The sequence below is a fragment of the Ensifer sp. LC11 genome (assembly GCF_001695835.1).
Lineage (GTDB): Bacteria > Pseudomonadota > Alphaproteobacteria > Rhizobiales > Rhizobiaceae > Ensifer.
Map to the genome: position 1 here is coordinate 138,029 of NZ_MBSO01000005.1, position 24,171 is coordinate 162,199.

Consider the following 24,171-nt stretch of genomic DNA (forward strand, 5'->3'; position numbering starts at 1 on the left):
GTCGCTGGATATCTCGGGAGGAGATCGGCAATGGGAGTTGAAGGCATTGGCGCCCGTGTGGCGCGCAAAGAAGACAAGCGGTTCCTGACCGGCAAGGGCCGCTACACGGACGACATGTCCGTGCCGGGCATGAAATATGCGGTGTTCGTGCGCAGCCCGCATGCGCATGCGAAGATCCTGAAGGTGGATGCGTCTGCGGCCAAGGGCATGCCCGGCGTGATCGACGTGCTCGATGGCAAGCAGATTCTCGCCGACGGTATCGGCAACCTGATCTGTGGCTGGATGATCCACTCCAAGGACGGATCGCCGATGAAGATGGGCGCCTGGCGGCCACTCGCGCACGAGACGGTGCGTTATGTCGGCGACGCTGTGGCGATCGTTGTTGCCGACAGCGTGGCTGAGGCGCGTGACGCGGCCGAGGCCGTCGTCGTCGACTACCAGGAACTTCCCGTCGTGATCGACGCGTCGAAAGCGATCGAAGCGGGACAGCCGCAGCTTCATCCCGAAGCGCCAAACAACCTGATCTTCGACTGGCAGATCGGCGACGAAACCGCGACCGACAAGGCGATCGCAACGGCTGCACACGTCACCGAGGTCACCATCCACAACAACCGGCTCTCGCCCAACCCGATGGAGCCGCGCGCGGCACTCGGCATCTATGACGCCGGCGACGACCATTATACCTGCTACACGACAAGCCAGAACCCGCATGTGGCGCGGCTGGTGATGAGCGCCTTCTATAACGTTGCGCCGGAGAACAAGCTCAGGGTGATTGCGCCCGATGTCGGCGGTGGCTTCGGCTCGAAGATCTACATTTATCCGGAAGAAATCGTCTGTCTCTGGGCATCGAAGCGCACCGGCGTGCCGGTGAAATGGACGTCGGATCGAACCGAAGCCTTCCTGACCGACGCGCACGGCCGCGACCATGTGTCGACGGTGAAGATGGCTTTTGATGCCAGCAACCGGATCATCGGGCTCAAGGTCGACACGATTGCCAATCTTGGCGCCTACATGTCGCTCTTCTCCTCGGCGGTGCCGACCTATCTCTATGCGACGCTGCTGTCCGGCCAATACGACATCCCGGCAATCCATGCGAATGTCCGGACCGTCTATACCAACACCGCACCGGTCGATGCCTATCGCGGCGCCGGGCGGCCGGAGGCGACCTATCTGTTGGAACGCACAATGGAGACGGCGGCGCGCGAACTTGGCGTCTCGCCGGCTGAGCTCCGGCGGGTCAATTTCATCCGTTCCTTCCCGCACCAGACGCCGGTGATCATGAATTATGACGCGGGCGACTACGAGGCGTCGCTCGACGCGGCAATGCAGGCGGCCGACTGGAACGGCTTTGCCGCCCGCAAGGCGGAAGCGGCCAATCGCGGCATGAAGCGGGGCATCGGCATGAGCTGCTACATCGAGGCCTGCGGCATTGCGCCGTCGGCGGCGGTGGGCTCGCTCGGCGCCGGCGTCGGGCTCTGGGAATCGGCCGAGGTGCGCGTCAATGCCGTCGGCACGATCGAGGTTTTGACCGGTTCGCATAGCCATGGCCAGGGCCACGAGACGACCTTTGCCCAGCTTGTTGCCGACCGCTTCGGCGTGCCGCTCGACAGCGTCAACATCGTGCACGGCGATACTGACAAGGTGCAGATGGGCATGGGCACCTACGGTTCGCGCTCCGGTGCCGTCGGCATGTCGGCCGTCGTCAAGGCGCTCGACAAGGTCGAGGCCAAGGCGAAGAAGATCGCCGCGCATCTGATGGAGGCGGACGAAAGCGACATCGTCATCGAGAACGGCGAACTGAAAGTTGCCGGCACCGACAAATCGGTGCCCTGGTTCCAGATGGCGCTTGCCGCCTATACCGCCCACAACCTGCCCTCGGGCATGGAGCCGGGGTTGAAGGAGGGAGCCTTCTATGACCCCGCAAACTTCACCTTCCCGGCCGGCTGCTACATCTGCGAAGTGGAGGTCGATCCCGACACGGGCAGAACCAAGATCGTGCAGTTTGTCGCTGCCGACGACTTCGGCAACATCATCAATCCGATGATCGTCGAGGGGCAGGTGCATGGTGGCATTGCGCAAGGGATCGGCCAGGCGCTGCTCGAAAGCGTTCACTATGACGCTTCGGGCCAGCTGCTGACGGCGAGCTACATGGATTACGCCATGCCGCGGGCCGACGATCTGCCGTCGTTCCAGGTCTCCACCTCGAACACGCCTTGTCCCAACAATCCCTTGGGTATCAAGGGCTGTGGCGAGGCAGGGGCGATCGGCTCGCCGCCGGCACTGATCAACGCCATTACCGACGCCATCGGCAACAACGCGCTCACCATGCCGGCGACACCGCAGAAGGTGTGGGCGGCGGCGCACGCGGCCAAGTGAACGGGAGGACACCCAAATGTACGAGACCCAATATCATCGGGCGTCCTCGGTTCAGGATGCCGTCAGCCGAATGGAAGCGGCCGGAGAAGGCAAATATGTCTCCGGCGGCATGACGCTGATCCCGACGATGAAGCAGAGACTGGCGGCGCCGAGCGACCTCATCGATCTCCGCCACATCGCCGAGATGCAGGGCATCTCGGTCAATGGCCGGTCGGTGCGCATCGGTGCGGCGACCACCCACGATGAGGTGGCGTCGGCGGCGGCGCTGAAAGCGGTCTGTCCGGCCATCTGCCATCTCGCCGGCCATATCGGCGATCCGCATGTGCGGCACATGGGCACGATCGGCGGCTCGATCGCCAACAACGATCCGGCAGCCGACTATCCGGCGGCGGTGCTGGCGCTCGGTGCGACGATCGTGACCAACCGGCGGGAGATCGCAGCCGACGATTTCTTCACCGGCCTGTTCGAGACGGCGCTGGAAGACAGCGAGATCATCACCGCCATTACCTTCGACGCACCGGCCAAGGCCGCCTACCAAAAGTTCGCCAATCCGGCGTCGCGCTATGCGATGGCCGGCGTCTTCGTGGCAAAACGGGACAATGGCGAGGTCCGGGTTGCGGTCACCGGCGCCGGAGCCAACGGTGTCTTCCGGCAAATGGACATGGAAGCAGCCCTTGCTGCCAATTGGTCGCCGGATGCGCTTGCCACCGTCAGCGTCGATGCCACGGACTTGCTCTCCGACCTTCACGCCGATGCGGCCTATCGCGCCAATCTGGTGAAGGTCATGGCCAAACGCGCTGTCGCGGCGGCCTGACCGCCATGGGGCGCCGTGCACCCATCGAAAAAGGGCGGCTTTGGCCGTCCTTTTTTCATCCTTGCTTGACTTCGATCAAGCTTGAAGAGATGAACATGCGCTAAGGCTTTCTTTGGAATGTTTCAAAACTAGCGCTGTCTCAGTTGAAACGGTTTCAGGGAAAGCAGCGAAGATGCTCTGGAGCGAAAATGCTAAAGCATCTCTGATGCATTTGCTGGGCGGGCAGCAGGTAAGGGCCTTTTGCCGCAGTTGGCAGATGCCGAGCATTCCGAGGTTGACCCCAGGTCGCTTTGAATCAAAAAAAAGCGCCGGGCACTGGAGAAAATGATGGATTTCGAGAATTTCTTTAAGAACGAGCTGGACGGGCTGCATCAGGAAGGCCGTTACCGGGTTTTCGCAGACCTCGCCCGTCATCGCGGCCAATTCCCGAAGGCAGCGCGCCACACGGCTGACGGCGTTCAGGAAGTGACCGTCTGGTGTTCGAACGACTATCTCGGCATGGGTCAGCATTCCGTTGTCACCGAGGCGATGAAGCGCGCCATCGACGAATGCGGCGCCGGTGCTGGCGGCACCCGCAACATCTCCGGCACCAACCACTACCACGTCCTGCTTGAGCGCGAGCTCGCGGACCTGCACGGCAAGGAATCGGCGCTGCTGTTCACCTCGGGCTATGTGTCCAACTGGGCCGCACTCGGGACGCTCTGTTCGAAGATTCCTGGCGTCATCGTCTTCTCGGACGCCGGGAATCACGCTTCGATGATCGAGGGGATCCGTCACTCCAAGTGCGAACGCGTCATCTTCAAGCACAATTCGGTCGCTGACCTCGAAGCCAAGCTCGCGGCTGCCGATCCGCGCGCGCCGAAGCTCATCGCCTTCGAATCCGTTTACTCCATGGATGGCGACATTGCGCCGATCAAGGAATTCTGCGACCTCGCCGATAAATACGGCGCCATGACCTATCTCGACGAAGTCCATGCCGTCGGCATGTACGGCCCGCGCGGAGGCGGCATTGCCGAGCGCGAAGGCCTGATGCATCGCCTGACGGTCATCGAAGGCACGCTCGGCAAGGCGTTCGGCGTCATGGGCGGCTATATCACCGGTTCCGCGGCGCTCTGTGACTTCATCCGCTCGTTTGCGTCCGGCTTCATCTTCACGACGGCGCTGCCGCCGACGCTCGCCGCCGGTGCGCTCGCCTCGATCCGTCACCTGAAGGAAAGCCAGGTCGAACGCTTCGCCCACCAGGAGCGCGTTCGTCGCCTGCGTTCGCTGCTCGACCAGCGCGGCATTCCGCACATGCCGAACCCGAGCCATATCGTGCCGGTCATGGTCGGCGATGCCGCCAAGTGCAAGTGGATCTCCGACTTGCTGCTCGATAACTTCGGCGTCTACGTCCAGCCGATCAACTATCCGACAGTGCCGAAGAAGACCGAACGCCTGCGCATCACCCCGACGCCGTTGCATTCGGATGCCGACATCGACCATCTTGTCGGCGCGCTGCATTCGCTGTGGTCGCGCTGCGCGCTGGCCCGCGCCGTCGCGTAAGTTACGGCGCACCGTCTCGAAAATCTGCCCCTCACCCTAACCCTCTCCCTGCAAGCGGGGCGAGGGGACGAGAGTGACGATTGAACCACTCCGGCCAACGCCGAAACGACGTCTTGCTCCCATGGCAGGACGCGAAACTGAGTGCGTTGGATCGGAGCGGGCGCCGCAACGTCCCTTCGCCCCGCTTGCGGGGAGAAGGTGCCGGCAGGCGGATGAGGGGGCGCTTCCCTCTCGAGGGGGTGAAGCGCTCAGAGAACCTGATTACTGAAGCAGCTCGGCCGCCAGTTGCCGGGCTTTTTCGTCGGCGGCAAAGACATCGTCCATGGTGGACGCCGCCGGCAGGCCAGCAAGCCTGTCCATGACCTTTTCGACGATCTCCGCCATGGCGAGAAAGCCGGTGCGGCCGGCGATGAAGGCGTCGAGCGCCGTTTCCTTGGCGCCGTTGAGCACGGCACCCTGTACCCCACCCTCGACCATGGCACGGCGCGCCAGGCGGATGGCCGGGAAGCGCACTTCGTCCGGCGCTTCGAAATCGAGGCGCGACAGCTTGGCGAAATCGAGCCGCTCGATCGGCAGGCTGCAGCGGCTCGGATAGGCAAGCGCATAGCCGATCGCGGTGCGCATATCCGGGCAGCCGAGCTGGGCGAGAACCGAGCCATCGGTGTAGCCGACCATCGAATGGATCACCGATTGCGGATGCACAATCACCTCGACCTGTTCCGGCCTGAGGGCGAAGAGGTGTTTCGCCTCGATCATTTCCAGCGCCTTGTTGAACATCGAGGCGCTGTCGATCGAGATCTTCAGCCCCATCGACCAGTTGGGATGGGCGCGCGCCACGTCTGCCGTCACATGCCGCATCTCTTCCAGCGATTTGGTGCGGAACGGACCACCCGAGGCCGTCAGGATGATGCGCTCGACGGCGTGGCGCTGGTGCTCTTCCAGCACCTGGAAAATGGCGTTGTGCTCGCTGTCGACAGGCAGCAAGCGGCCGCCGCCCGTCTTCACCGCCTCGATGAACAGGCTGCCTGCGGAAACGAGGCACTCCTTATTGGCAAGCGCGATGTCGGCGCCGCGGCGCGCGGCGGCCAGCGTCGGGGCGAGGCCGGCATTGCCGACGATGGCCGCCATCACCCAATCGGCGTCGCGTTCGGCCGCTTCGATCAGGCCGCTTCTGCCGGCGGCAACCTCAATGCCGGTGCCGGCAAGGGCTGCCTTCAGGTTTTCATATTGGTTTTCGTTGGCGGTGACGGCGAGTTCGGCGCCGGACTTCACTGCCTGCTCGGCGAGCAGGGGAATATTGCCGTTGCCGGTGACGGCGACGACGTCGAAGCGCTCGCGGCCGCCCAAGCGCTCGATGACGTCGAGCGTGTTGGTACCGATCGAGCCGGTCGAGCCGAGGATCGTCAGTCGGCGCTTCGCGTTGTCGCGGGATGCCATGCCAATACCCATTTTCTTCTTTTCGGAGGAATGCGCGCGGCGGACTTCGTCGCGGATGCAGCGCATGATCTTTTGAAGATCGATCCGAGTTTTTTATGTTGTGCCTAGGCTCTACAGGCGAATTCCGTCGGCAACAAGGGCGCGGTCTTCAATCCGTCTCGTCCAGAGGCTAAGAATCGGATCTGCTTTGAGTCGAAGCCGAAGGAGTTCGTGATGCTGAAAGCCGTTACCGCCCTTTCCTGCGCCTGCGTCATGATCGAGATGGCTTCGATGCAGCCGGTCGCGGCCGAAAACGTTCCTCCGCAACTCGTCGGCACCTGGCTTGCCGAAGATATCGGCGGAGGCGGGGTGATCGACGACCTGCAATCGACGCTCGAAATCCGCGAGGACGGCACTTACGGAGGCATGGCCGGCTGCAACCATTTCACCGGCACCTTCGGCCTCTCGGGTTCGAAGCTCACCTTCGGTCCGGCCGCATCGACACGCAAGATGTGCGTGCCGGCGGTGATGAACCAGGAACAGAAGTTTCTCGAAGCTCTGCGCAGCGAGCTCTCCTGGGCGGTGGAGGGATCAAAGCTCGTCCTGACCAAAGCCGGCGGCGAACCCGGCATCAAGCTGGCGTCGACGACGGCCGGGTCGGAAGGGGTCGATGTGACAATCCGCGTCCCAGGTGCCGACGCGGCGGATCGTCAATCGGTTCGCTACGATTGCGGCGGCAAGGTTGTCGAGGCGGAATACATCAATGCCGGTCCGGTCTCGCTGGTGACCTTCACGATCGACGGCACCTTTGTCGTCGCGTCCAACGTGATTGCCGCTTCGGGTGCCAAGTACGCCGGCGGGCAATACATCTGGTGGACGAAGGGCGAGGAGGCGACGCTGTTCGACGCAACGAAAGGTGAAGAGGATCAGGGCATCGCCTGCAAGCCTGCGTCCTGACGCGGGTATTTCGCGGTCACGCATCGGTTCTCCAAGCGTGCTTGCCGGGCCGGCTGTACAAGTTGCCGCCTCGAATGGAACTTTTGGCTTCGACTCCTAGTTACATTCCGACGCCATTGCGGCGCTGTCGTGCAAATGGGAGTGATCCATGGGGCTGCTTATCGGAATTCTGATTACATTCCTCGTCATTGTGCTGGTGCTCTATCTCGTCCAGCGGCTGCCGCTTGACGCGCGCGCCAAACAGATCGTCCAGATCATTGTGATCATCATCGGCATCGTCTCTCTGTTGAAATACCTGGCCGTCTTCTGACGCGCCGCCTTCCAGCCAATGCGAAGACCGCCGGTTCCGATGGACCGGCGGTTTTTTGATGCCTGGTCGATGCTGACAACAACTGACAGTCGTTTCACCTAGGGTCCGGTCATCCAAAAGGAGACCCGGCCATGCTGTCACCCAACCTCATCCTCTTGTATGTCGAAGACCCGATGGCGAGCGCTCGCTTTTACGCGGACCTCATCGGACACGAGCCTGCCGCTGCCTTTCCGACCTATGCCGCCTTCGAGCTCGAAAACGGCCTGACCTTCAGTCTCTGGTCCACGGGCGCGAGGGATTTCGTTTCGTCCGGCACCGGCCATCGCTCGGAAATCGCCTTCATGGTGAAGGACGACGCGGAGGTCGAACGGCTCTATGCGGCCTGGCGCGAGCGTGGGCTCACGATCGAGCAGGAGCTGAAGACCGCCGTATTCGGCCGCACTTTCGTTGCCCTCGATCCGGACGGTCATCGCCTGCGCGTATGCCGGCCGGATGACTGAGCGGCCACCGACCGGTGCGCCGGGCGCATGCTGCCCCTCTCACGGCGCAGCCGCTGGCGTCCTTCGGTCGAGAATGGCCTGGAACAAGGCGGCTTGGCGCTCGGTGGCGGCGCGGATTGCGCTGAGCTGCCGCAGCATGGATCCGAAGGCCGTGAGAAGAATGCCGCTCAGGATCGCGCTCAAGGCCCAGGGTAGAACCATGAGCGCACGCAGCTGCGCGGTGGCCGGATCAACAGCCAGCGTCGCGGTGGCGACAACGGCTGCGGCGATGATGATGACGATTCCAATGATTTGCAGAAGCTTGCCCATGGTCTCCTCCCGTCATGCGAGCAACCTCGGGCAGACCGCATGCGCTGTCAAGCAGGTGCTGCCGCCCGCCCGGCTACGTGATTTCGATTGGCCTGGAGGAGAACCGGTCAAAACAAAAAAGGCCGGGGCGAACCCGACCTTCCTCATCACCTCCCGCCGATGCCAGTTCATCCGTGGTCATCAAGAAGGTATGAGTGTTCAATAGCCTCTGTTCGTGACAGGCAAATGACGGAGATGCCTCTATCCTGATCGGCCGATGACATGAGCGCCGCCGGCCGCTTTCTCAATCCGCCACCTTGACCACGAGCTCGATCTCGACCGGCAGTTCCAGCGGTCGTTGCCGATGCTTTCCTTCAATCGTTGTTCTGCGCGGCGCGGTGCTCGGCTCTACCATTTTCCCAAGTGCGCGCCGCCGTCGACGTTCAGCACCTCCCCGGTTATGCGCGGCGCCCTGGTCAGGAACAGGACGGCATCAACGATCTCATCGACGCTGGAAATACTGTGCATCGGCGAAAGCGTGTTCAGGAACTCCTTCGGATTGTCCTTGTGAAGCGGCGTATCGACCACGCCGGGCGCCACGATGTTGACGCGGATCCCGTCCCTTGCGTACTCCATGGCGATGTTCTTCGAGATGGCATTGATGCCGCCCTTGGTCAGCATGGCGACCGAGGCGTTCATGCCCGCGATCGGGCGGTCCGCCAGTGGCGTCGTGATGCTGACGATGCTGCCGCCGCTCTTCTGCGCCAGCATCTGCCTGATGACGAGCTGGGTCGTATGCAGAAAGCCCTCGATGTTCGTCGCGCTCAGCTGTCGGTAGTCTTCGGCGGTGTAATCGACGAAGGGCTTGGTGAAGAAGATGCCGGCATTGTTGACGAGCGCGTCGATCGATCCAAACCGGTCGATCGCGGTCTCGACCACGCGTTTGGCCGTGTCCGGATCGGCGATATCGCCATCGACCCGCGCCAGCCGGTCCGATTGGACGATATCCCGGGATTGGCTGACGCTACGCGACGTTGCGACGACGCTATAGCCCTCAGCGAGGAAGGCGTTCGTGAGACCTGCGCCGATGCCCTGCGATGCGCCGGTAATGATTGCGACCTTTGCCATTTGACGTCTCCATGGTTGGATTGGGTTGCTGGAGATCAATATGGCTGCAGCGCCATTCCACGATTAGATGAAACTATCTGGAATTACTTTTCCATCAGTGCAAAAATCTCGGCATGGTCGATCTGAACGATATCGCGGTCTTTGTGGCCGTTGCCCAACTCGAGAGTTTCAGCCGGGCGGCGCGGGCGCTCGGCATGCCGGTTTCCACCGTCAGCCGCAAAGTGACGGCCCTTGAGGAGCAGCTGGGCGTCACGCTCATTCAGCGCACCACGCGCAAGCTGAGCCTGACGGTTCAGGGGCGGGCCTATTATGACGAGTGCAGCGAACCGCTGAAGCAGCTTCACGACGCGGAGCGGGTGCTCAGCGAGGCGCAACGGAAGCCTGAGGGTTTGCTGCGAATGAGCGTTCCCGTGACACTGGGGCAGCCGCCGTTCTACGATTTCCTGTCGGGCTTTCTGAAGAAATATCCCCTCATCGAGGTCGACCTGCGTGTAACAAATGTGTTTCAGGATCTCGTCGCGGAGAACATCGACGTCGCCGTGCGATTTGGCGAGCTCAGAGATTCGTCCCTCGTGGCGCAACGAATCGGCCGGACCACGCACTACCTGGTGGCGGCACCACACTATCTCGACGAACATGGCGCGCCGCTGCGACCGGAGGATCTGCTTGAGCATAAATGCGTCTTGCTTGGCGCTCGCAACAACGAGGTCGAATGGCATCTCGTCAGTGGGGACAGATCGATTCGGCTTAACGTCACAGGATCGGTCGCCGTTCACGATATCCAGACGCTCAGCGCCTTTGTCGAGCGGGGCCATGGCATCGGCCGGCTCCCGCCGATCTTCTGCGCCGAAGCTCTTTCAAGCGGCAAGCTTATCCGCGTGCTGCCGGAATGGTCGGCGCCGGATGTCTTCGTGCACGCGATCTACCCGACGCGCCGCTTTCTGCCGTTGCGGCTGCAGGTCTTTCTTCAGGAGTTGAAAGGCTGGCGAAGTGCCGCGTGGCAGCCGCTTCGCTAGACGTCGACCTCTTCGAGCTTCTGCGCGAACATTCTGAAGCCGGCGCGGCGATAGGTGTCTTGCGCTTTCATATGATCCCATTCGTCCGTGTGCAGCCAGATACGCTGCGGCCCCCGATCCCACACGGCGCGAAGCGCGCTGTCGAGAAGGAATGGCCCGAGCCTCCTGCCGTGCACGTCCGGGATCAGGCCGAAATGGGTGAGCTCGACATCTGATGTATCGATGCGGTCAAATTCGCAGAAGCCGACCGCGCGGTTCTCAAGCCGAAGAATGTAGAGGCCGGTCGAGGCGCTCTGCAGAAAGTGGTCGAGATCGCCCGCAGACATGCGCAACCGCTGATCCCAGCGCAAAGGTTCGCCGACGGCGCGATAGAGCGACAGGAATTCGCTGGTGGCGAGCCGTTCGGGCGCAACGACGGCATGGTCGATCGGCGGCGGAAGTGCTTCGCCCGCCGGACGTTTGTGCATTTCCATGTAGGTCACAAGCAACTGAACCATGGGTGAACCAGAATTATGAATTTGGTTGGACTCTCTTTCTTGGGGCAGTGCAAAGAATCCTAAGCAAACACAAGCGGGGAACGTTCGCGGGAACGTATAGGAATGCTCGGTTGCCAACTGTTTGATTTTTATGGTGATCCCGGCGCGATTCGAACGCGCGACCCCCAGATTAGGAATCTGGTGCTCTATCCTGCTGAGCTACGGGACCACTCGGATAGCACCCATACAAAAGCACAGCCCCTTCGCCAAGTGTTTTTGCATGAGTACAGGCGGAATTGCAGGCGGCGCCGGGGCTGGACATCCCCAACGGCTGGGTTGTCACTGCTGCTTCCTCGCCTTGAAATCGATTGCCAAACGGGGCTGGTCTTTCAGGTCTTTCGAATGCTAAGCAAGGCGGGCGTCGGCTTGAGGAGGCAGGCGCTCCCCATGAGACCTTCATCAGAGACCTGATCCACATATGTTCATCGGAATAGATTGGGGCGGCACGAAAATGGAAGTCATCGCGCTTGGCCGCGATGGCGAAACGCGCGCCCGTCATCGCGTCGCGACCCCGACCAGCGGTTACGACGACTGCATTCGCGCCGTTCTCGACCTCGTTGCCGCCGCGGAGCAGACGGCGGGCGAAAAGGGCTCGATCGGCATCGGCATTCCCGGCAGCCCCAATCCGCGCACCGGCATCGTGCGCAACTCCAACGCGGTGCTGATCAACGGCAAACCACTCGGCCACGACCTCGAAGCGGCCCTTGGCCGCCCGGTGCGGCTCGCCAACGACGCCAACTGCCTGGCGGTCTCCGAAGCGGTCGATGGTGCCGGCAGGCAAGCGCACGTGGTCTTCGGCGTCATCGTCGGCACAGGCCATGGCGGCGGCCTTGCGATCGACAAGAAGGTGCATGCCGGCTACCAGGGCGTTGCCGCCGAGATTGGCCATTATCCGCTGCCCTGGATGACGAGGGACGAGTATCCCGGCCACAAGTGCTGGTGCGGCAAACACGGCTGCCTCGACATGTATGCCTGCGGCACCGGCGTCGAGCTCGACTACCGGCTCACCACAGGGGTCGAGCGCTGCGGCCGCGAGATCATCGAGGCGAAACGGGCAGGCGACCCGGTGGCGTCAGGCGTCTACGAGCGCTTCGTCGACCGGCTGGCGCGCAGCCTGGCGCTGCTGACCAACATCGTCGATCCCGATGTCTACGTGCTCGGCGGCGGCATGTCGAATGTCGACGAGATCTATGACGACGTGCCGCCTCGGGTGGTCAACTATCTCTTCGGCGATACGTTCGAAACCCCCATCCGCAAGGCCCTGCATGGCGACAGCTCCGGCGTGCGCGGTGCTGCCTGGCTCTGGAAGGACTAACCCATGAACATCGACAAGGATCTGGCCCGCATCACGCTGCAGGAACAGGAATTGCAGTTCGAGCGCTTCGACCTCGAAACGGCCTGGGAGCTCGGCGCACTGCTGCGCAAGATGGCGGTCGAGCGCAAGGTCGGTGTCGTCATCGACATCACGCTGTTTTCGATGCAGGTGTTCTATGCAGCCCTCGAAGGCGCGACGCCCGATAATCCGAACTGGGTGCGCCGCAAGCGCAACACCGTGTTCCGGCTGTTCAAGAGCAGCTATGCCACCGGTCGCGAACTTGCCAAGGCGCAGACGAACCTGCAGGCGAAGCTCGGGCTTGCCGATGCCGACTATGCCGCCCACGGCGGCAGCTTCCCGATCGTCGTCAAGGGCACGGGCTGCATTGGCGCGGTCACCGTTTCCGGTCTGCCGCAGCGCGAGGACCACAATATGGTGGTCGAAGCGCTCTCAGCCTTGCTCGGCAAGAACCATGACGCCTTGAAGCTTGAGGGCTGAGTGTTGTCAGACGAAATTTTCTCTCAGTCCCGCATTCTGTCGCAATGGCTGGCCGACAAGGCCCTGCCGCTCTGGCGTGAAAACGGCGTCGATGCGGCCGGTGGCTTCGTCGAGACGATCGACATGGCCGGCGAACCGACACGCGCAAACCGTCGTTCGCGGGTGCAGCCGCGGCAGGTCTATTGCTTCGCCGAGGCCGGACGCCGCGGCTGGGCTGGAGACTGGCGGGGTGCCGCCGAAGGCGGCCTTGCCTATTTCGATCGCGTCTACAAGCAGCCGGGCGGCTTCTACGGTGCGCTCGCCGATGCGGACGGCAATCTGCTCGACCCGTCCTTCGACCTCTACAATCAGGCTTTTGCCTTGCTGGCCTTCGCCTATCTCGCAGAGGTCGTGCCGTCCCGAAAGGCCGAGATGATCGAGCGCAGCAACGGGCTGCGCTCCTGGCTCGAGGCGCATGTCAAACATCCGGCTGCCGGGTTCGAGGAGGACAATCCTTCGCGCCTGCCGCTCGGCTCCAACCCGCACATGCATCTCTTCGAGGCCTGCCTTGCGAGTGAAATCGTAGAGGGTTTCGATCAGGTCGCCTGGGCCAATCTCGCCGATGAGATTGCGCATCTGGCGATGGACTGCTTCATCGATGCCGAAAGCGGCGTGCTGCGTGAATTCTTCGACCACGACTGGGCGCCGTTTGAGGGCGACAAGGGGCGGATCGTCGAGCCCGGACATCTGTTCGAATGGGCCTGGCTGCTCTTGCGCTGGGCGGAACGCCGCGGCAGCGCCGAGGCGATCGTAAAGGCACGGCGCCTTTTCGATCTCGGCGAGGCCCATGGCGTCTGCGCCGACCGCAATGTCGCCATCATGACGCTTCTCGACGATCTCTCCGTCGCAGATCCGATCGCGCGGCTCTGGCCACAGACGGAATGGCTGAAGGCCGCGGTCCGGTTCGCAGCACTCAGCAACGGCGCCGAGCGTGAACGGTATCTTGCTTCCGCAGCGCGGGCGGCGGCGGCGCTTCAGACTTTCCTGGAGACACCAGTCGCGGGCCTCTGGCGCGACAAGCAGACGTCCGACGGCCGTTTCGTCGATGAGCCGGCGCCGGCCAGCAGCTTTTATCACATTCTCTGCGCCATCTATGAAACTGAGGATTGCCTCGCGCGGCTCTGATTTGCCGTTTTACATCAGGTTGTTCTTCCGGTGGCCCGTTGCACACGCGACGGGCCATTTTCTTTGCCTGGCTGATCAAATGTGATTGGATGATATGTTGACATAAAGATATCTTTATGTGACTGACTTATTTTATTGTTTGTCGTTTTCAGAACGGGAGATTTCCCATGTCCGCCATCGGCGCCCTTTTCGGTGACGTTTCCTCCAAGCCGGACGGCTCCGAGATCAAAGAGGCGCTGCGTCGGGCGGCGAGTGAACGCATCCTGATCATGGATGGCGCGATGGGCACGGAGATCCAGCAGCTCGGCTTCATCGAGCAGCATTTCCGCGGTGATCGCTTCGGTGGCTGCGCCTGTCACCAGCAGGGCAACAACGACCTTCTGACGCTGACGCAGCCGAAGGCGATCGAAGACATCCATTACGCCTATGCGATTGCCGGCGCGGACATCCTTGAAACCAACACCTTCTCCTCCACGCGCATCGCCCAGGCCGATTACGGCATGGAGGACATGGTCTATGAGCTCAACCGCGATGGCGCGCGGCTGGCGCGACGTGCCGCCAAGCGGGCCGAAGCCGAGGATGGTCGTCGCCGCTTCGTCGCCGGCGCGCTTGGGCCGACGAACCGCACGGCGTCGATTTCGCCTGACGTCAACAATCCCGGCTATCGCGCCGTCAGCTTCGACGACTTGCGCATTGCCTATGCCGAACAGATCCGCGGGCTGATCGACGGCGGCGCCGACATTATCCTGATCGAGACGATCTTCGACACCTTGAACGCCAAGGCGGCAATCTTTGCCACCAGGGAAGTCTTCGTCGAGAAGGGCATCGAGCTGCCCGTCATGATCTCGGGCACGATCACCGACCTCTCCGGCCGCACGCTCTCCGGTCAGACGCCGACTGCCTTCTGGCATTCCGTGCGCCACGCCGATCCCTTCACCATCGGGCTCAACTGCGCGCTCGGCGCCAATGCGATGCGCGCCCATATCGACGAGCTCTCAACCGTTGCCGATACCTTCGTCTGCGCCTATCCGAACGCCGGCCTGCCGAACGAGTTCGGCCAGTATGACGAGACGCCGGAGCAGATGGCGGCGCAGGTGGAGGCGTTTGCGCGCGACGGGCTCGTCAATATCGTCGGCGGCTGCTGCGGTTCGACGCCCGCCCATATCACTGCGATTGCCAAGGCGGTCGCCAAGCATCCGCCGCGCGAGATCCCCAAGGTCGAGCCGCTGATGCGGCTGTCCGGACTGGAGCCCTTCACGCTGACCTCGGACATTCCCTTCGTCAACGTCGGCGAGCGCACCAATGTCACCGGCTCGGCCAAGTTCCGCAAGCTGATCACGGCCGGCGACTATTCGGCCGCTCTCGATGTCGCGCGTGACCAGGTGGCGAACGGCGCCCAGATCATCGACATCAACATGGACGAGGGCCTGATCGATTCGAAGCAGGCGATGATCGAGTTTTTGAACCTCGTCGCCTCCGAGCCCGATATTGCCCGCGTTCCCGTGATGATCGATTCGTCGAAATGGGAGGTGATCGAGGCGGGGCTGAAATGCGTTCAGGGCAAACCGCTGGTCAATTCGATCTCGATGAAGGAAGGCGAGGAGGCGTTCCTTCATCACGCCCGGCTTTGCCGCGCCTATGGCGCCGCCGTCGTCATCATGGCCTTCGATGAGGTCGGCCAGGCCGACACCAAGGCGCGCAAGGTCGAGATCTGCACCCGCGCCTACAAGCTCCTGACCGAAGAGGCCGGTTTCCCGCCTGAGGACATCATCTTCGACCCGAACATCTTCGCAGTGGCAACCGGGATCGAGGAGCACAACAATTACGGCGTCGACTTCATCGAAGCGACGCGCGAGATCATCGCGACCCTGCCGCATGTGCATGTGTCGGGCGGCGTCTCCAACCTCTCCTTCTCGTTCCGCGGTAATGAGCCGGTGCGCGAGGCGATGCACGCGGTGTTCCTCTACCACGCCATCCAGGCAGGCATGGACATGGGCATCGTCAATGCCGGCCAGCTTGCCGTTTATGACGCGATCGATCCGGATTTGCGCGAGGCCTGCGAGGACGTGGTGCTCAACCGCCGCACCGATTCGACCGAGCGCATGCTTGAGATCGCCGAGCGCTATCGCGGCCAGGGCGGCGCACAGGGGCGCGAGAAGGATCTTTCCTGGCGCGAGTGGTCGGTGGCAAAGCGGCTTGAGCATGCGCTTGTCAACGGCATCACCGAGTATATCGAGGGCGATACGGAGGAGGCGCGGCTGGCTGCTGAGCGGCCGCTGCATGTCATCGAAGGCCCGCTGATGGCCGGCATGAACGTCGTCGGTGACCTTTTCGGCTCTGGCAAGATGTTCCTGCCGCAGGTGGTGAAATCCGCGCGCGTGATGAAGCAGGCGGTGGCCGTGCTCTTGCCGCACATGGAGGCGGAGAAGCTTGCCAATGGCGGCGAGGCGCGCGAAAGCGCCGGCAGGATCCTGATGGCGACGGTCAAGGGCGACGTGCACGATATCGGCAAGAACATCGTCGGCGTCGTGCTTGCCTGCAACAACTACGAGATCATCGATCTCGGCGTCATGGTGCCCTCGGCCAAGATCCTCGACGTGGCGCGCGAGCGGAAGGTCGACATCATCGGGCTCTCCGGTCTGATCACCCCGTCGCTCGACGAAATGGTGCATGTCGCCTCCGAGCTCGAGCGCGAAGGCTTCGACATTCCGCTTCTGATCGGCGGGGCGACGACCAGCCGGGTGCACACGGCGGTCAAGATCAATCCGCGCTACGACCGCGGCCAGACCGTCTACGTCACCGATGCCAGCCGCGCCGTCGGCGTCGTCTCGAGCCTTCTGTCGCCGGAAGCGCGCGACAGCTACATGGAGACGGTGCGGGCGGAGTACCGCAAGGTCGCCGACGCGCATGCCCGCAACGAGGCGGAAAAGCGCCGACTGCCTTTGTCTCAGGCCCGCGCGAACCAGCACCGGATCGATTGGAACGGCTATCAGGCCAAGGCGCCGTCGTTCCTCGGTACACGCGTGTTTGAAAGCTGGGATCTGGCGGAACTCGCCCGCTACATCGACTGGACGCCGTTCTTCCAGACCTGGGAGCTGAAGGGTGTCTATCCGAGGATCCTTGACGATGAGGCGCAAGGTGCGGCCGCCCGGCAACTGTTCGACGATGCCCAGGCGATGCTTGCAAAGATCATCGAAGAAAAGTGGTTCGCGCCGAAGGCGGTGGTCGGTTTCTGGCCGGCCGGCACGGTCGGCGACGACATCCGGCTCTTCACCGGCGAAGATCGAGCGTCTGAGCTCGCGACCTTCTTCACGCTGCGCCAGCAGCTGTCGAAGCGCGACGGTCGCCCGAACGTGGCGCTTTCCGATTTCGTCGCACCTGCTGACAGCAGCTCCAACGACTATGTCGGCGGCTTCGTCGTCACCGCCGGCATCGAGGAGGTGGCGATTGCCGAGCGTTTCGAGCGCGCCAACGACGACTACTCCTCGATCCTGGTCAAGGCGCTGGCCGACCGTTTCGCCGAGGCCTTCGCCGAGCGCATGCACGAATATGTCCGCAAGGAACTCTGGGGCTATGCGGCTGACGAGACCTTCTCGCCCGTGGATCTGATTGGCGAGCCCTATGCCGGCATCCGCCCGGCGCCCGGCTATCCGGCCCAGCCCGACCATACGGAAAAAGCGACGCTTTTCCGGTTGCTTGATGCGGAAGCCGCGATCGGCGTCAGCCTGACGGAGAGCTATGCGATGTGGCCGGGTTCGTCGGTGTCCGGCCTCTATATCGGCCACCCCGAGGCCTATTACTTCGGCGTCGCCAAGATCGAGCGCGACCAGGTCGAGGATTATGCGACACGCAAGCGCATGCCGGTGCGCGAGGTCGAGCGCTGGCTCTCGCCGATCCTCAACTACGTGCCGATGCCGGAGGCAGAGGCGGCGGAGTAGCGTTGCGGGATGGGATGATGACGAGCGGATCCGGGCTCGTCATTGTTGGCTCTGCTCGTCGCCTTCAGACAGCGCCGTAAGAAAGGCCTTGAGTGCGGCATTGAAGCGGTCCGGCCGCTGTAGCGGTGCAAAGTGGCTGACGCCGTCAAGCAGGATGAATGCGGCGCCGGGAATGCTGCGGGCGAGATAGTCCGCATGCTCGCGTTTGATGAACTCGTCGTTTTCGCTCTGGACGATCGCGACCGGTACGCGGATCTTGCCGAGGTCTTCGGCAGCATAGTTCGGTTCGGTCTTCTGCATCTCGCTGACCGAGTCGACGAAAGCGCCAAAATCATCCGGCGTTGCCGATAGCTGCCTGTAATCGCCGGAATGCCGGCCGAAGCAGCGGTCGAGCACCGGGCCCGGTTCGACCTCCCTGGTTCCGCTCGGGTCCATGTTGCAGGCGAAGAAGAAGACACCGCTCACCCGCTCCGGTGCTTTCGAAGCAAGTACGAGCGCGATGCAGGCACCGTCGCTCCAGCCGGCAATGGCTGCCTTTTGAAGCTGCAGCCTGTCCATGACGGCAAGCACATCGGATGCCATCAGTTCATAGGTATAGGGTTTGCTATCGCGGGTGCTGCGGCCGTGACCGCGGCTGTCGATCAAAATGACGCGATGCCCGGATTCGGCGAGCGCTGGTACCTGATAGCCCCAATTGCCGCTGTGGCCGAGGCCGCCATGCAGCAGGATTACCGGCCTGCCCTCGCCATAGGCCGCGTACCAGATGCGGGCGCCGTCGCTTTCGACCTGGCCTTCAGCGGCTGGTGCGGGCAGGGGCAATGCGCCGTTTGCTGCAAAGGCGACAAGGTCGTCGTCCTGAAATTCCATGCACCAGGTCTCCTTGATCACCCCGCGGCGAGCTTAGTTTACCGGCTGCGGCTCGGGAAAGTGCCAGGTATCATCAAGAATTTCCTTGCGCGGCCGGTAGAGCCGTACGGTGTAGTTCCAGCCGTCGACGACGGGCAGGCAGTTGGCGATCTTGCCGTCGCAGCCGCCGAACTGGATCGAGACGCTGCCGTCGTCCGCCTTCCTGGCGGTGATGTTGTTGATCGTGTAGGCGTCGTAGGAGTTCTTCTCGTAGAAGCCCTGCGCGTCGTAGACGCTGACCGACCAGAAGGCATCGACCGGCACGTCCTTGACGGCAAGCTTGTAGACCGTCTTGCCGTCGTTCTTGGCCGGCGTGACGTTCAGATAGGTCGCGTCCTTGTCGGGATTGCCGCCCCAGCCGGTCGCCGTGCCGATCAGGTGGCGGATCGGGTCGACCTCTTCCCTGGTGCCAAAGGCCTTCTTGAAGTCCGGCATGGTGGCACCGAGCGCGAGCAGCGCCTCGCGCACCTTCTTCTGGCTGGCCGGGTCCCAGGCGGGAACCTCGAACTTGCCTTCTTTTGGTTGACTGACCTTGATCGCGTCCTGCAGTGCATGGACTTCGGCGATATCCTTCGGGTCGGCGGGATTGACGAGGGTCCGGACGCCGACGACGACGTAGCGTGTACCGACCTTCTCCTTCGTCAGCGTCGTTTCGCCGGCACCATAGACGACCTCGGGTACATAGTGGTCTTCGCTGATCACCTGCATCGACATGAAGCGCTTGCCAGCGTCCGGCAGGGTGATCGTGACCGGTCCGGCATCCAGATCGAAAACAGCAGACGAATAGAGCGTGTCCCGATTGAGGCGGATGACGGTCTGATTGTCGATCGAAGCCGGTTCGCGTCGGTGCACGAATTTGCCGAAGCCACCGTCCTTGACCATGCTGGCCGCATACATATCGCTTTCGGCGCGAATGAAGTTGTCAACGCCAACAGTCACGGGGTCGGCGGCGCTTGAAGGCGCGGCACCGGCGATCACCAATGCGCCGGCCATGAAGAACGAACGATAATGCGTCATGCTCGGATCCTTCTTGATCAGTTGGCGCGCTGCATCGGCGGCGCTTTCCATTTGCCGTCCAATGCGTCCGGCTTCGGCCAGTAGAGCCGCATGGCGGTGAAGAACGGGCCGCTCGGTGCCGGCAGCCAGTTGGCTTCCTTGTCGGCGCCGGGTGTTTCATGCTGGATGTAGAGCGTTACGCCGCCATCGGCGTCCTTCTTCAGATCCGCAAGCATCGGCGAGTTGATCAGGTAGCGGTTAAGCGGATTGGCATAGAGCAGGCTCGACGGCAGCTCATAAAGTGTCAGCGACCAGAAGGCGTTGACCGGCGGCGGCATTCCCGGCTCGAAGCGCAGGGTGTATCTGTTTTCGCCCGAGAGCGGCTTCTTGTCGTCGCTGGTAAAATAGACGGGATAGATCGCCTCGTTCTTGGAGTTGCCGTAAATCCCGAGCACAGCGCCGGACATGCGGTCGAGATAGCGGCCGTTCAGATATTCGCGTGTTCCGAAACTGTCGCCGCTGGTTCGCTTCCCCGTGTCGAGTTCGGTTTCCTTGAATTCCTTGAATGCGGCCCAGGCGTCCGCGATCCCACCCTCGATCGCCTGCTGCATCTCTGGAGGGAATGTATCGAAATCAAAGCTCTTGCCGGCGCCGACATTGATCTTGGCGAAGCGCTCCATCAGGCTCGTTTCCGACGGGTGCGTCGGGCAGAAGCCGAGAACGAAGTTGAGGACCCTGAAGAAATCCGGCGAGGTCTTCTCCTCGTCGGCGCCGAGCGGTTCTGCAAAGTCGATGGCCGCGGCCGGGGCCGGCGCCGCCTCGCCGAGGAAGCTCGACAGGGGTTGGACTTGGTAACCGGCCTGGACTTTCTTGACGTTTTCGATGTCAGCCGGATTGAACATCTGGGTGCGGTAAAGCACGAAGGCGAATTCGGTTTCCGAGCGGATCACCGCCTTGATCCCGGGCGGGGTCTCGCCTTTCCAGGTAGGCCCCGCAAGCAGGAAGCTGCCGGCCTCGTTTCCGGTGGCACGGCTACCGACATAGGCGAAGTTGAACGTGTACATATCGATGAACTGGAGCGAGTAGTACCGCTCCGGCTCGACCGCCGGTACAGTCAGGACCAGCGGTTCTGCACGCAGGTCCGCTCCAAGGAACGAATAGGGCGTGTCGGAGTTCGGCGTTTGGATCGCCTTATCCTCAGGCGTATAGACCCGAGCGGTGTTGTTGAGTGTGTTCCATCCGCTCTTGAACTCGGGATTGCCGCGATCAACGAAATAGGAATGTTGCACACGGTAGCTGTCGACGAGCGGAAAGCCGTAGATATAAGCTTCCTTGGCGATGGCGCGGGCTTCCTCTGCGGAGAGGCCTGCATCGGCAGCGCTTGCCCCCGTCATCTTGAGTGCAGGCAGAGCCGTCGCAAGTGCGCTGAGCATCAGCAGTGACCGTCGTTTGAGCATGGCAAATTCCCTTCGATGATCGCCAGCAATCGTGCCAGTTCGACGGGGCACCGCAAGTACGTAACGGTTACGACGCAGCTCGGGCGTGATCGCCGGCCGCACGCCGATGGCGCCGCTTGCCAAGCTGCGGTAACATCTCGCTAAAATACATCGTATGTTGAGAGTTCATCGATGGAGCGCCGTCTCGCTGCCGTCCTGATCGCGGATGTCGTCGGCTACAGCCGCCTGAGCCGGCTCGACGAGGAAGGGACGCGCCTGCGATTCCAGTCGGACCTCGGCAACATCCTTGAGCCGCTCTTCCTCGAACACCACGGGCGTCTGGTGAAGACGATGGGCGACGGCCTGCTCGTCGAGTTCCGCAGCGTCGTCGATGCGACCCAGTGCGCGATCGAAATCCAGCAACGCAAGGCGGCGGAAGAGGCTGACAAGGGACCGAACGGCGAGAGGCTGGATTTCCGCATCGGCATCAATCTCGGTGACATCATTGTCGAGGGCGACGACATCCATGGCGACGGCGTCAACATCGCCGACCGGGTGCAGGGGCTGGCGGAGCCGGGTGGCATTGCAATATCGGGCACGGCCTATGATCAGGTCAGCTCCAAACTCAAGGCTGGCTTTGCATCGTTGGGGCACCAGTCGGTCAAGGGGCTCGCCGAGCCGATCCGCGTCTATCGCGTCCTTCTCGACCCGGATGCTGCCGGCAAGACCATCGCCGCAAAGAACGGGCGGACCGCCGCCCGGCTGAAACGCGTGGCAATCGGCGTGGCGGCGCTTGTGTTGGTGGCGGCTGTCGCCTGGTGGCAGCCGTGGACATGGATCGGACAGGAAGGACCAGCGCAGCGTTTCGCCTATCCGTTGCCGGACCAGCCTTCCGTCGCGGTGCTGCCGTTCATCAATGTCAGTGGAGACAGCGATCACGATCACCTGGCCGAAGGGCTGACGGACGATCTCATCACCGAATTGTCCAAGGTGTCCGGTCTCTTCGTCATAGCGCGGCATTCGGTGTTTGCGCTCAAGGGCAACGCCACCAAGATCCAGGACGTGGCGGCCGAACTGGGCGTGCACTACGTGTTGGAAGGCACGCTGCAGCGGGCCGACCAGCGGCTGCGCATCAACGTCAAGCTGATCGATGCGATGAGCGGGCTTTCGCTCTGGGCGGAGCGCTATGACCGGCAATATGCCGACCTGTTTGCCGTTCAGGACGACGTCATCGGCCAGATCATCGCAGCACTCGAAGTCAAGCTCAGCGAGGGCGAGCGCGACCAGCTGGCGCGCATCCCGACGGATAATCTCGAGGCCTATGACAACTACATGCGGGCAGAGCAGCAGGGCCTTATCTGGCGCGATGTCGACACCAATCGCCAGACACTTGCCTTTTACCAGCGGGCGATCGACCTCGATCCCGATTTCGCCGATGCCCACGCCGGCATAGCCCGCATCGCGGTCGACGTCTGGCGCAACGACTACAACTATCTCTGGTCGGCGGCCGTCGCGCGCAAGATCGCCTATGATGCGGCGGGCCAGGCGTTGAAACTCGACGCCAACAATGCCCGCGCCCATACGGTGCTGGCGCTGCTTCAGCTCGTCGATGGACGCGCTTCAGAGGCAAAGGAATCGGCGCTCAGGGCCGTCTCCGCGCAGCCCAACGATGCGGAGGCGCTGGCCAACCTGGCGCTGGTGCTTGCCCAGACCGGCGAACACGAGCAGGCGGTCGAGGATATCGAGCGGGCACTGAGGCTCGATCCGTCGCCGTCGTCCAGCCTGAAGCTGCTTGCGGGCATCGTCTACTACACGGTGCGCCGCCTCGAACGGGCGATCCCACTGATTGAAGCGGCGCGCGAGGAGCTACCGAAGGCGGAAGCCGTGAAGGAGTATCTCGCCGCGGCCTTTGCCCAGCACGGCGACCAGCAGAGCGCAGCGGCAGAAGCGGCGGAACTGCTAAAACTCTTCCCGGACACCAACCTGACCTATTACGGCTATCTCTATGACTATTGGCGCGAAGAAGATCTCTACAGGCATCTCTTCGGCTTGCGCACCGCCGGTATCCCCGAATGGCCCTTCGGCTTCGTTGGGGCGACCAGCGATCGCCTAGGCCCGGCGGAACTGCAGCGATTGATCGACAACAAGACATGGGTCGGCGTGCACAAGAATGGCACGAGCTTCGTGCAATTCTTCGACACGGCCGGCAACACCGCCTATCGCAGCAGCAACACGAGCATCACCGGTCGTGTCGAGGTGAAGGGCAATCAGCTTTGCGAGAAATACGAAGGGTACTTTCTCGGTCGCATGGTCTGCGGCTATGTCTATCGCAATACGGCGAAGGGTGAACGCACCGCCGACTACATCAACGTGACACCACAGGCGCTGAAGTTCTTCTCGATCGAACGATGACGGGGTTCGCCAGGCATCGATGATCAAAGCCTGGTCGGTGCAGGTTCCTTGAGTTGACGCCGTTCCGGACGGAAAACTGCTTCACACTTTTCCTGGAACTGCTTCAGGGCGAGGGCTTCGTCCAATTGATCGACGCCTTTTCGGTGAGCAGCGTCTGCTCGACCTCGGACCAGTGTTTGCGCGAATCGACCACCTTGTTCGGATTTTTCTGGAAGCCGTCAGCGGCGCCCGGATCGTAGCTGAGATACAACTTGTTCTCGATGATCCGCCAGGCCTTCGGGTCGATGTTGGTCGTCACCGTGCCGAAGGAGACGCCGTCGGCGCAATAGCCGCCATATTGCGGCGCATAGCGGGTCGGCTCCTTGATGAACTGGTCACGGTGCTCGGCGCTTGCGAATTGCCAGGTGGCGCCGAGCCAGCGATAGCTGAATTCCGGCGATCCTTCGACTGCCTTGTTCTCGGTGAAATAGGCGACCGGATCGTATCCCTTGATCGCCACGTCGCCGAAGTAGCCGGTGTTCACGGGCTCTTCCGCCAGCGACGGCCCAGCGGACGCGAACAGCGCCGCTGTCGCCGCGATCGCAAATGGTATGGAGTATCGAGACATGCCGTTTCCTCCGTTT

At 62.4% G+C, this 24,171-nt stretch carries 20 protein-coding genes and 1 tRNA gene; 12 read left to right on the forward strand and 9 right to left on the reverse strand.

What is annotated here, in order from left to right:
• The first annotated feature begins 30 nt into the window (after window positions 1-30).
• The 3 genes from BBX50_RS04360 to hemA all read left to right on the forward strand — a co-directional run bounded on the left by BBX50_RS04360 (window position 31) and on the right by hemA (window position 4,732).
• Window positions 31-2,376: a xanthine dehydrogenase family protein molybdopterin-binding subunit gene (locus tag BBX50_RS04360; RefSeq protein WP_065774088.1), complete on the forward strand. Its 2,346-nt coding sequence runs from the start codon at window positions 31-33 to the stop codon at window positions 2,374-2,376.
• Window positions 2,377-2,392: 16 nt separating this feature from the next.
• Window positions 2,393-3,190, forward strand: a complete 798-nt coding sequence (locus tag BBX50_RS04365) for a xanthine dehydrogenase family protein subunit M (protein ID WP_065774089.1) — start codon at window positions 2,393-2,395, stop codon at window positions 3,188-3,190.
• Between the two features lie 327 nt (window positions 3,191-3,517).
• A complete protein-coding gene (gene hemA / locus BBX50_RS04370; protein ID WP_065774090.1) occupies window positions 3,518-4,732 on the forward strand; it encodes a 5-aminolevulinate synthase in 1,215 nt (404 codons plus the stop codon).
• Between the two features lie 261 nt (window positions 4,733-4,993).
• Here hemA and dxr read toward each other — a convergent pair whose 3' ends face one another.
• On the reverse strand, window positions 4,994-6,169 hold the full coding sequence (dxr, locus tag BBX50_RS04375) for a 1-deoxy-D-xylulose-5-phosphate reductoisomerase (RefSeq protein ID WP_065774128.1): 1,176 nt from the start codon (window positions 6,167-6,169) through the stop codon (window positions 4,994-4,996).
• A gap of 213 nt (window positions 6,170-6,382) precedes the next feature.
• Here dxr and BBX50_RS04380 point away from each other — a divergent pair, with 213 nt between their 5' ends.
• The 3 genes from BBX50_RS04380 (at window position 6,383) to BBX50_RS04385 (ending at window position 7,915) form a co-directional block, all read left to right on the forward strand.
• The gene (locus BBX50_RS04380) at window positions 6,383-7,105 is read left to right on the forward strand and encodes an META domain-containing protein (protein WP_065774091.1); all 723 of its coding nucleotides are present in this window, start codon (window positions 6,383-6,385) and stop codon (window positions 7,103-7,105) included.
• Between the two features lie 148 nt (window positions 7,106-7,253).
• The gene (locus tag BBX50_RS30385; protein ID WP_139108273.1) at window positions 7,254-7,415 is read left to right on the forward strand and encodes a Thivi_2564 family membrane protein; all 162 of its coding nucleotides are present in this window, start codon (window positions 7,254-7,256) and stop codon (window positions 7,413-7,415) included.
• A gap of 131 nt (window positions 7,416-7,546) precedes the next feature.
• Complete coding sequence (locus BBX50_RS04385) at window positions 7,547-7,915, forward strand: VOC family protein (protein WP_065774092.1); 369 nt, start codon at window positions 7,547-7,549, stop codon at window positions 7,913-7,915.
• Between the two features lie 39 nt (window positions 7,916-7,954).
• Here the strand turns inward: BBX50_RS04385 and BBX50_RS04390 are convergent, their stop codons facing one another.
• Window positions 7,955-8,224, reverse strand: a complete 270-nt coding sequence (locus BBX50_RS04390; RefSeq protein ID WP_065774093.1) for a hypothetical protein — start codon at window positions 8,222-8,224, stop codon at window positions 7,955-7,957.
• Between the two features lie 387 nt (window positions 8,225-8,611).
• Window positions 8,612-9,331: an SDR family oxidoreductase gene (locus BBX50_RS04395; RefSeq protein ID WP_065774094.1), complete on the reverse strand. Its 720-nt coding sequence runs from the start codon at window positions 9,329-9,331 to the stop codon at window positions 8,612-8,614.
• A 113-nt stretch (window positions 9,332-9,444) separates the two neighbouring features.
• Between BBX50_RS04395 and BBX50_RS04400 the strand changes: the two genes are divergently transcribed.
• On the forward strand, window positions 9,445-10,347 hold the full coding sequence (locus tag BBX50_RS04400) for a LysR family transcriptional regulator (RefSeq protein ID WP_065774095.1): 903 nt from the start codon (window positions 9,445-9,447) through the stop codon (window positions 10,345-10,347).
• On the opposite strand, the gene BBX50_RS04405 is transcribed toward BBX50_RS04400, so the two are convergent.
• Both BBX50_RS04405 and BBX50_RS04410 read right to left on the reverse strand, forming a co-directional pair.
• Window positions 10,344-10,844 carry a GNAT family N-acetyltransferase gene (locus BBX50_RS04405; protein ID WP_065774096.1) on the reverse strand — a complete coding sequence of 167 codons (501 nt, stop codon included), beginning with the start codon at window positions 10,842-10,844 and terminating at the stop codon, window positions 10,344-10,346. The genes BBX50_RS04400 and BBX50_RS04405 overlap by 4 nt on opposite strands.
• 131 nt (window positions 10,845-10,975) lie before the next feature.
• Window positions 10,976-11,052: transfer RNA gene (locus BBX50_RS04410), tRNA-Arg, on the reverse strand.
• Window positions 11,053-11,301: 249 nt separating this feature from the next.
• Between BBX50_RS04410 and BBX50_RS04415 the strand changes: the two genes are divergently transcribed.
• From BBX50_RS04415 to metH, 4 genes are all read left to right on the forward strand, one after another.
• Entirely contained in the window at window positions 11,302-12,198 is an 897-nt protein-coding gene (locus BBX50_RS04415; protein ID WP_065774097.1) for an ROK family protein, read from the forward strand.
• 3 nt (window positions 12,199-12,201) lie between these two features.
• Entirely contained in the window at window positions 12,202-12,696 is a 495-nt protein-coding gene (locus BBX50_RS04420) for a heme-degrading domain-containing protein (protein WP_065774098.1), read from the forward strand.
• Between the two features lie 3 nt (window positions 12,697-12,699).
• Window positions 12,700-13,860: an AGE family epimerase/isomerase gene (locus BBX50_RS04425; RefSeq protein WP_065774129.1), complete on the forward strand. Its 1,161-nt coding sequence runs from the start codon at window positions 12,700-12,702 to the stop codon at window positions 13,858-13,860.
• Between the two features lie 167 nt (window positions 13,861-14,027).
• Window positions 14,028-17,798 carry a methionine synthase gene (gene metH / locus BBX50_RS04430; protein ID WP_065774099.1) on the forward strand — a complete coding sequence of 1,257 codons (3,771 nt, stop codon included), beginning with the start codon at window positions 14,028-14,030 and terminating at the stop codon, window positions 17,796-17,798.
• A 39-nt stretch (window positions 17,799-17,837) separates the two neighbouring features.
• Here the strand turns inward: metH and BBX50_RS04435 are convergent, their stop codons facing one another.
• Genes BBX50_RS04435 through BBX50_RS04445 form a run of 3 tightly spaced genes read right to left on the reverse strand, consistent with a single transcriptional unit; the run spans window position 17,838 to window position 21,157 of the window.
• Window positions 17,838-18,665, reverse strand: a complete 828-nt coding sequence (locus BBX50_RS04435; protein WP_065774100.1) for an alpha/beta hydrolase — start codon at window positions 18,663-18,665, stop codon at window positions 17,838-17,840.
• A gap of 33 nt (window positions 18,666-18,698) precedes the next feature.
• Window positions 18,699-19,721 carry a DUF1254 domain-containing protein gene (locus BBX50_RS04440; RefSeq protein WP_083213527.1) on the reverse strand — a complete coding sequence of 341 codons (1,023 nt, stop codon included), beginning with the start codon at window positions 19,719-19,721 and terminating at the stop codon, window positions 18,699-18,701.
• Between the two features lie 17 nt (window positions 19,722-19,738).
• Window positions 19,739-21,157: a DUF1254 domain-containing protein gene (locus BBX50_RS04445; protein ID WP_065774101.1), complete on the reverse strand. Its 1,419-nt coding sequence runs from the start codon at window positions 21,155-21,157 to the stop codon at window positions 19,739-19,741.
• A 171-nt stretch (window positions 21,158-21,328) separates the two neighbouring features.
• Between BBX50_RS04445 and BBX50_RS04450 the strand changes: the two genes are divergently transcribed.
• Window positions 21,329-23,548: an adenylate/guanylate cyclase domain-containing protein gene (locus BBX50_RS04450; RefSeq protein WP_065774102.1), complete on the forward strand. Its 2,220-nt coding sequence runs from the start codon at window positions 21,329-21,331 to the stop codon at window positions 23,546-23,548.
• A gap of 103 nt (window positions 23,549-23,651) precedes the next feature.
• On the opposite strand, the gene BBX50_RS04455 is transcribed toward BBX50_RS04450, so the two are convergent.
• A complete protein-coding gene (locus BBX50_RS04455) occupies window positions 23,652-24,155 on the reverse strand; it encodes a YHS domain-containing (seleno)protein (RefSeq protein ID WP_244513087.1) in 504 nt (167 codons plus the stop codon).
• Window positions 24,156-24,171 lie beyond the last annotated feature (16 nt).

Excerpts from the sequence above, each read along its gene's own strand:
- hemA (WP_065774090.1), top strand. The coding sequence starts at position 3,518 with ATGGATTTCGAGAATTTCTTTAAGAACGAGCTGGACGGGCTGCATCAG.
- BBX50_RS04385 (WP_065774092.1), top strand. The coding sequence starts at position 7,547 with ATGCTGTCACCCAACCTCATCCTCTTGTATGTCGAAGACCCGATGGCG.
- BBX50_RS04395 (WP_065774094.1), bottom strand. The coding sequence starts at position 9,331 with ATGGCAAAGGTCGCAATCATTACCGGCGCATCGCAGGGCATCGGCGCA.
- BBX50_RS04380 (WP_065774091.1), top strand. The coding sequence starts at position 6,383 with ATGCTGAAAGCCGTTACCGCCCTTTCCTGCGCCTGCGTCATGATCGAG.
- BBX50_RS04420 (WP_065774098.1), top strand. The coding sequence starts at position 12,202 with ATGAACATCGACAAGGATCTGGCCCGCATCACGCTGCAGGAACAGGAA.
- metH (WP_065774099.1), top strand. The coding sequence starts at position 14,028 with ATGTCCGCCATCGGCGCCCTTTTCGGTGACGTTTCCTCCAAGCCGGAC.
- BBX50_RS04445 (WP_065774101.1), bottom strand. The coding sequence starts at position 21,157 with ATGCTCAAACGACGGTCACTGCTGATGCTCAGCGCACTTGCGACGGCT.
- dxr (WP_065774128.1), bottom strand. The coding sequence starts at position 6,169 with ATGGCATCCCGCGACAACGCGAAGCGCCGACTGACGATCCTCGGCTCG.
- BBX50_RS04450 (WP_065774102.1), top strand. The coding sequence starts at position 21,329 with ATGGAGCGCCGTCTCGCTGCCGTCCTGATCGCGGATGTCGTCGGCTAC.
- BBX50_RS04435 (WP_065774100.1), bottom strand. The coding sequence starts at position 18,665 with ATGGAATTTCAGGACGACGACCTTGTCGCCTTTGCAGCAAACGGCGCA.
- BBX50_RS04405 (WP_065774096.1), bottom strand. The coding sequence starts at position 10,844 with ATGGTTCAGTTGCTTGTGACCTACATGGAAATGCACAAACGTCCGGCG.
- BBX50_RS04390 (WP_065774093.1), bottom strand. The coding sequence starts at position 8,224 with ATGGGCAAGCTTCTGCAAATCATTGGAATCGTCATCATCATCGCCGCA.
- BBX50_RS04360 (WP_065774088.1), top strand. The coding sequence starts at position 31 with ATGGGAGTTGAAGGCATTGGCGCCCGTGTGGCGCGCAAAGAAGACAAG.
- BBX50_RS04400 (WP_065774095.1), top strand. The coding sequence starts at position 9,445 with ATGGTCGATCTGAACGATATCGCGGTCTTTGTGGCCGTTGCCCAACTC.
- BBX50_RS04365 (WP_065774089.1), top strand. The coding sequence starts at position 2,393 with ATGTACGAGACCCAATATCATCGGGCGTCCTCGGTTCAGGATGCCGTC.
- BBX50_RS04415 (WP_065774097.1), top strand. The coding sequence starts at position 11,302 with ATGTTCATCGGAATAGATTGGGGCGGCACGAAAATGGAAGTCATCGCG.
- BBX50_RS04440 (WP_083213527.1), bottom strand. The coding sequence starts at position 19,721 with ATGACGCATTATCGTTCGTTCTTCATGGCCGGCGCATTGGTGATCGCC.
- BBX50_RS04455 (WP_244513087.1), bottom strand. The coding sequence starts at position 24,155 with ATGTCTCGATACTCCATACCATTTGCGATCGCGGCGACAGCGGCGCTG.
- BBX50_RS30385 (WP_139108273.1), top strand. The coding sequence starts at position 7,254 with ATGGGGCTGCTTATCGGAATTCTGATTACATTCCTCGTCATTGTGCTG.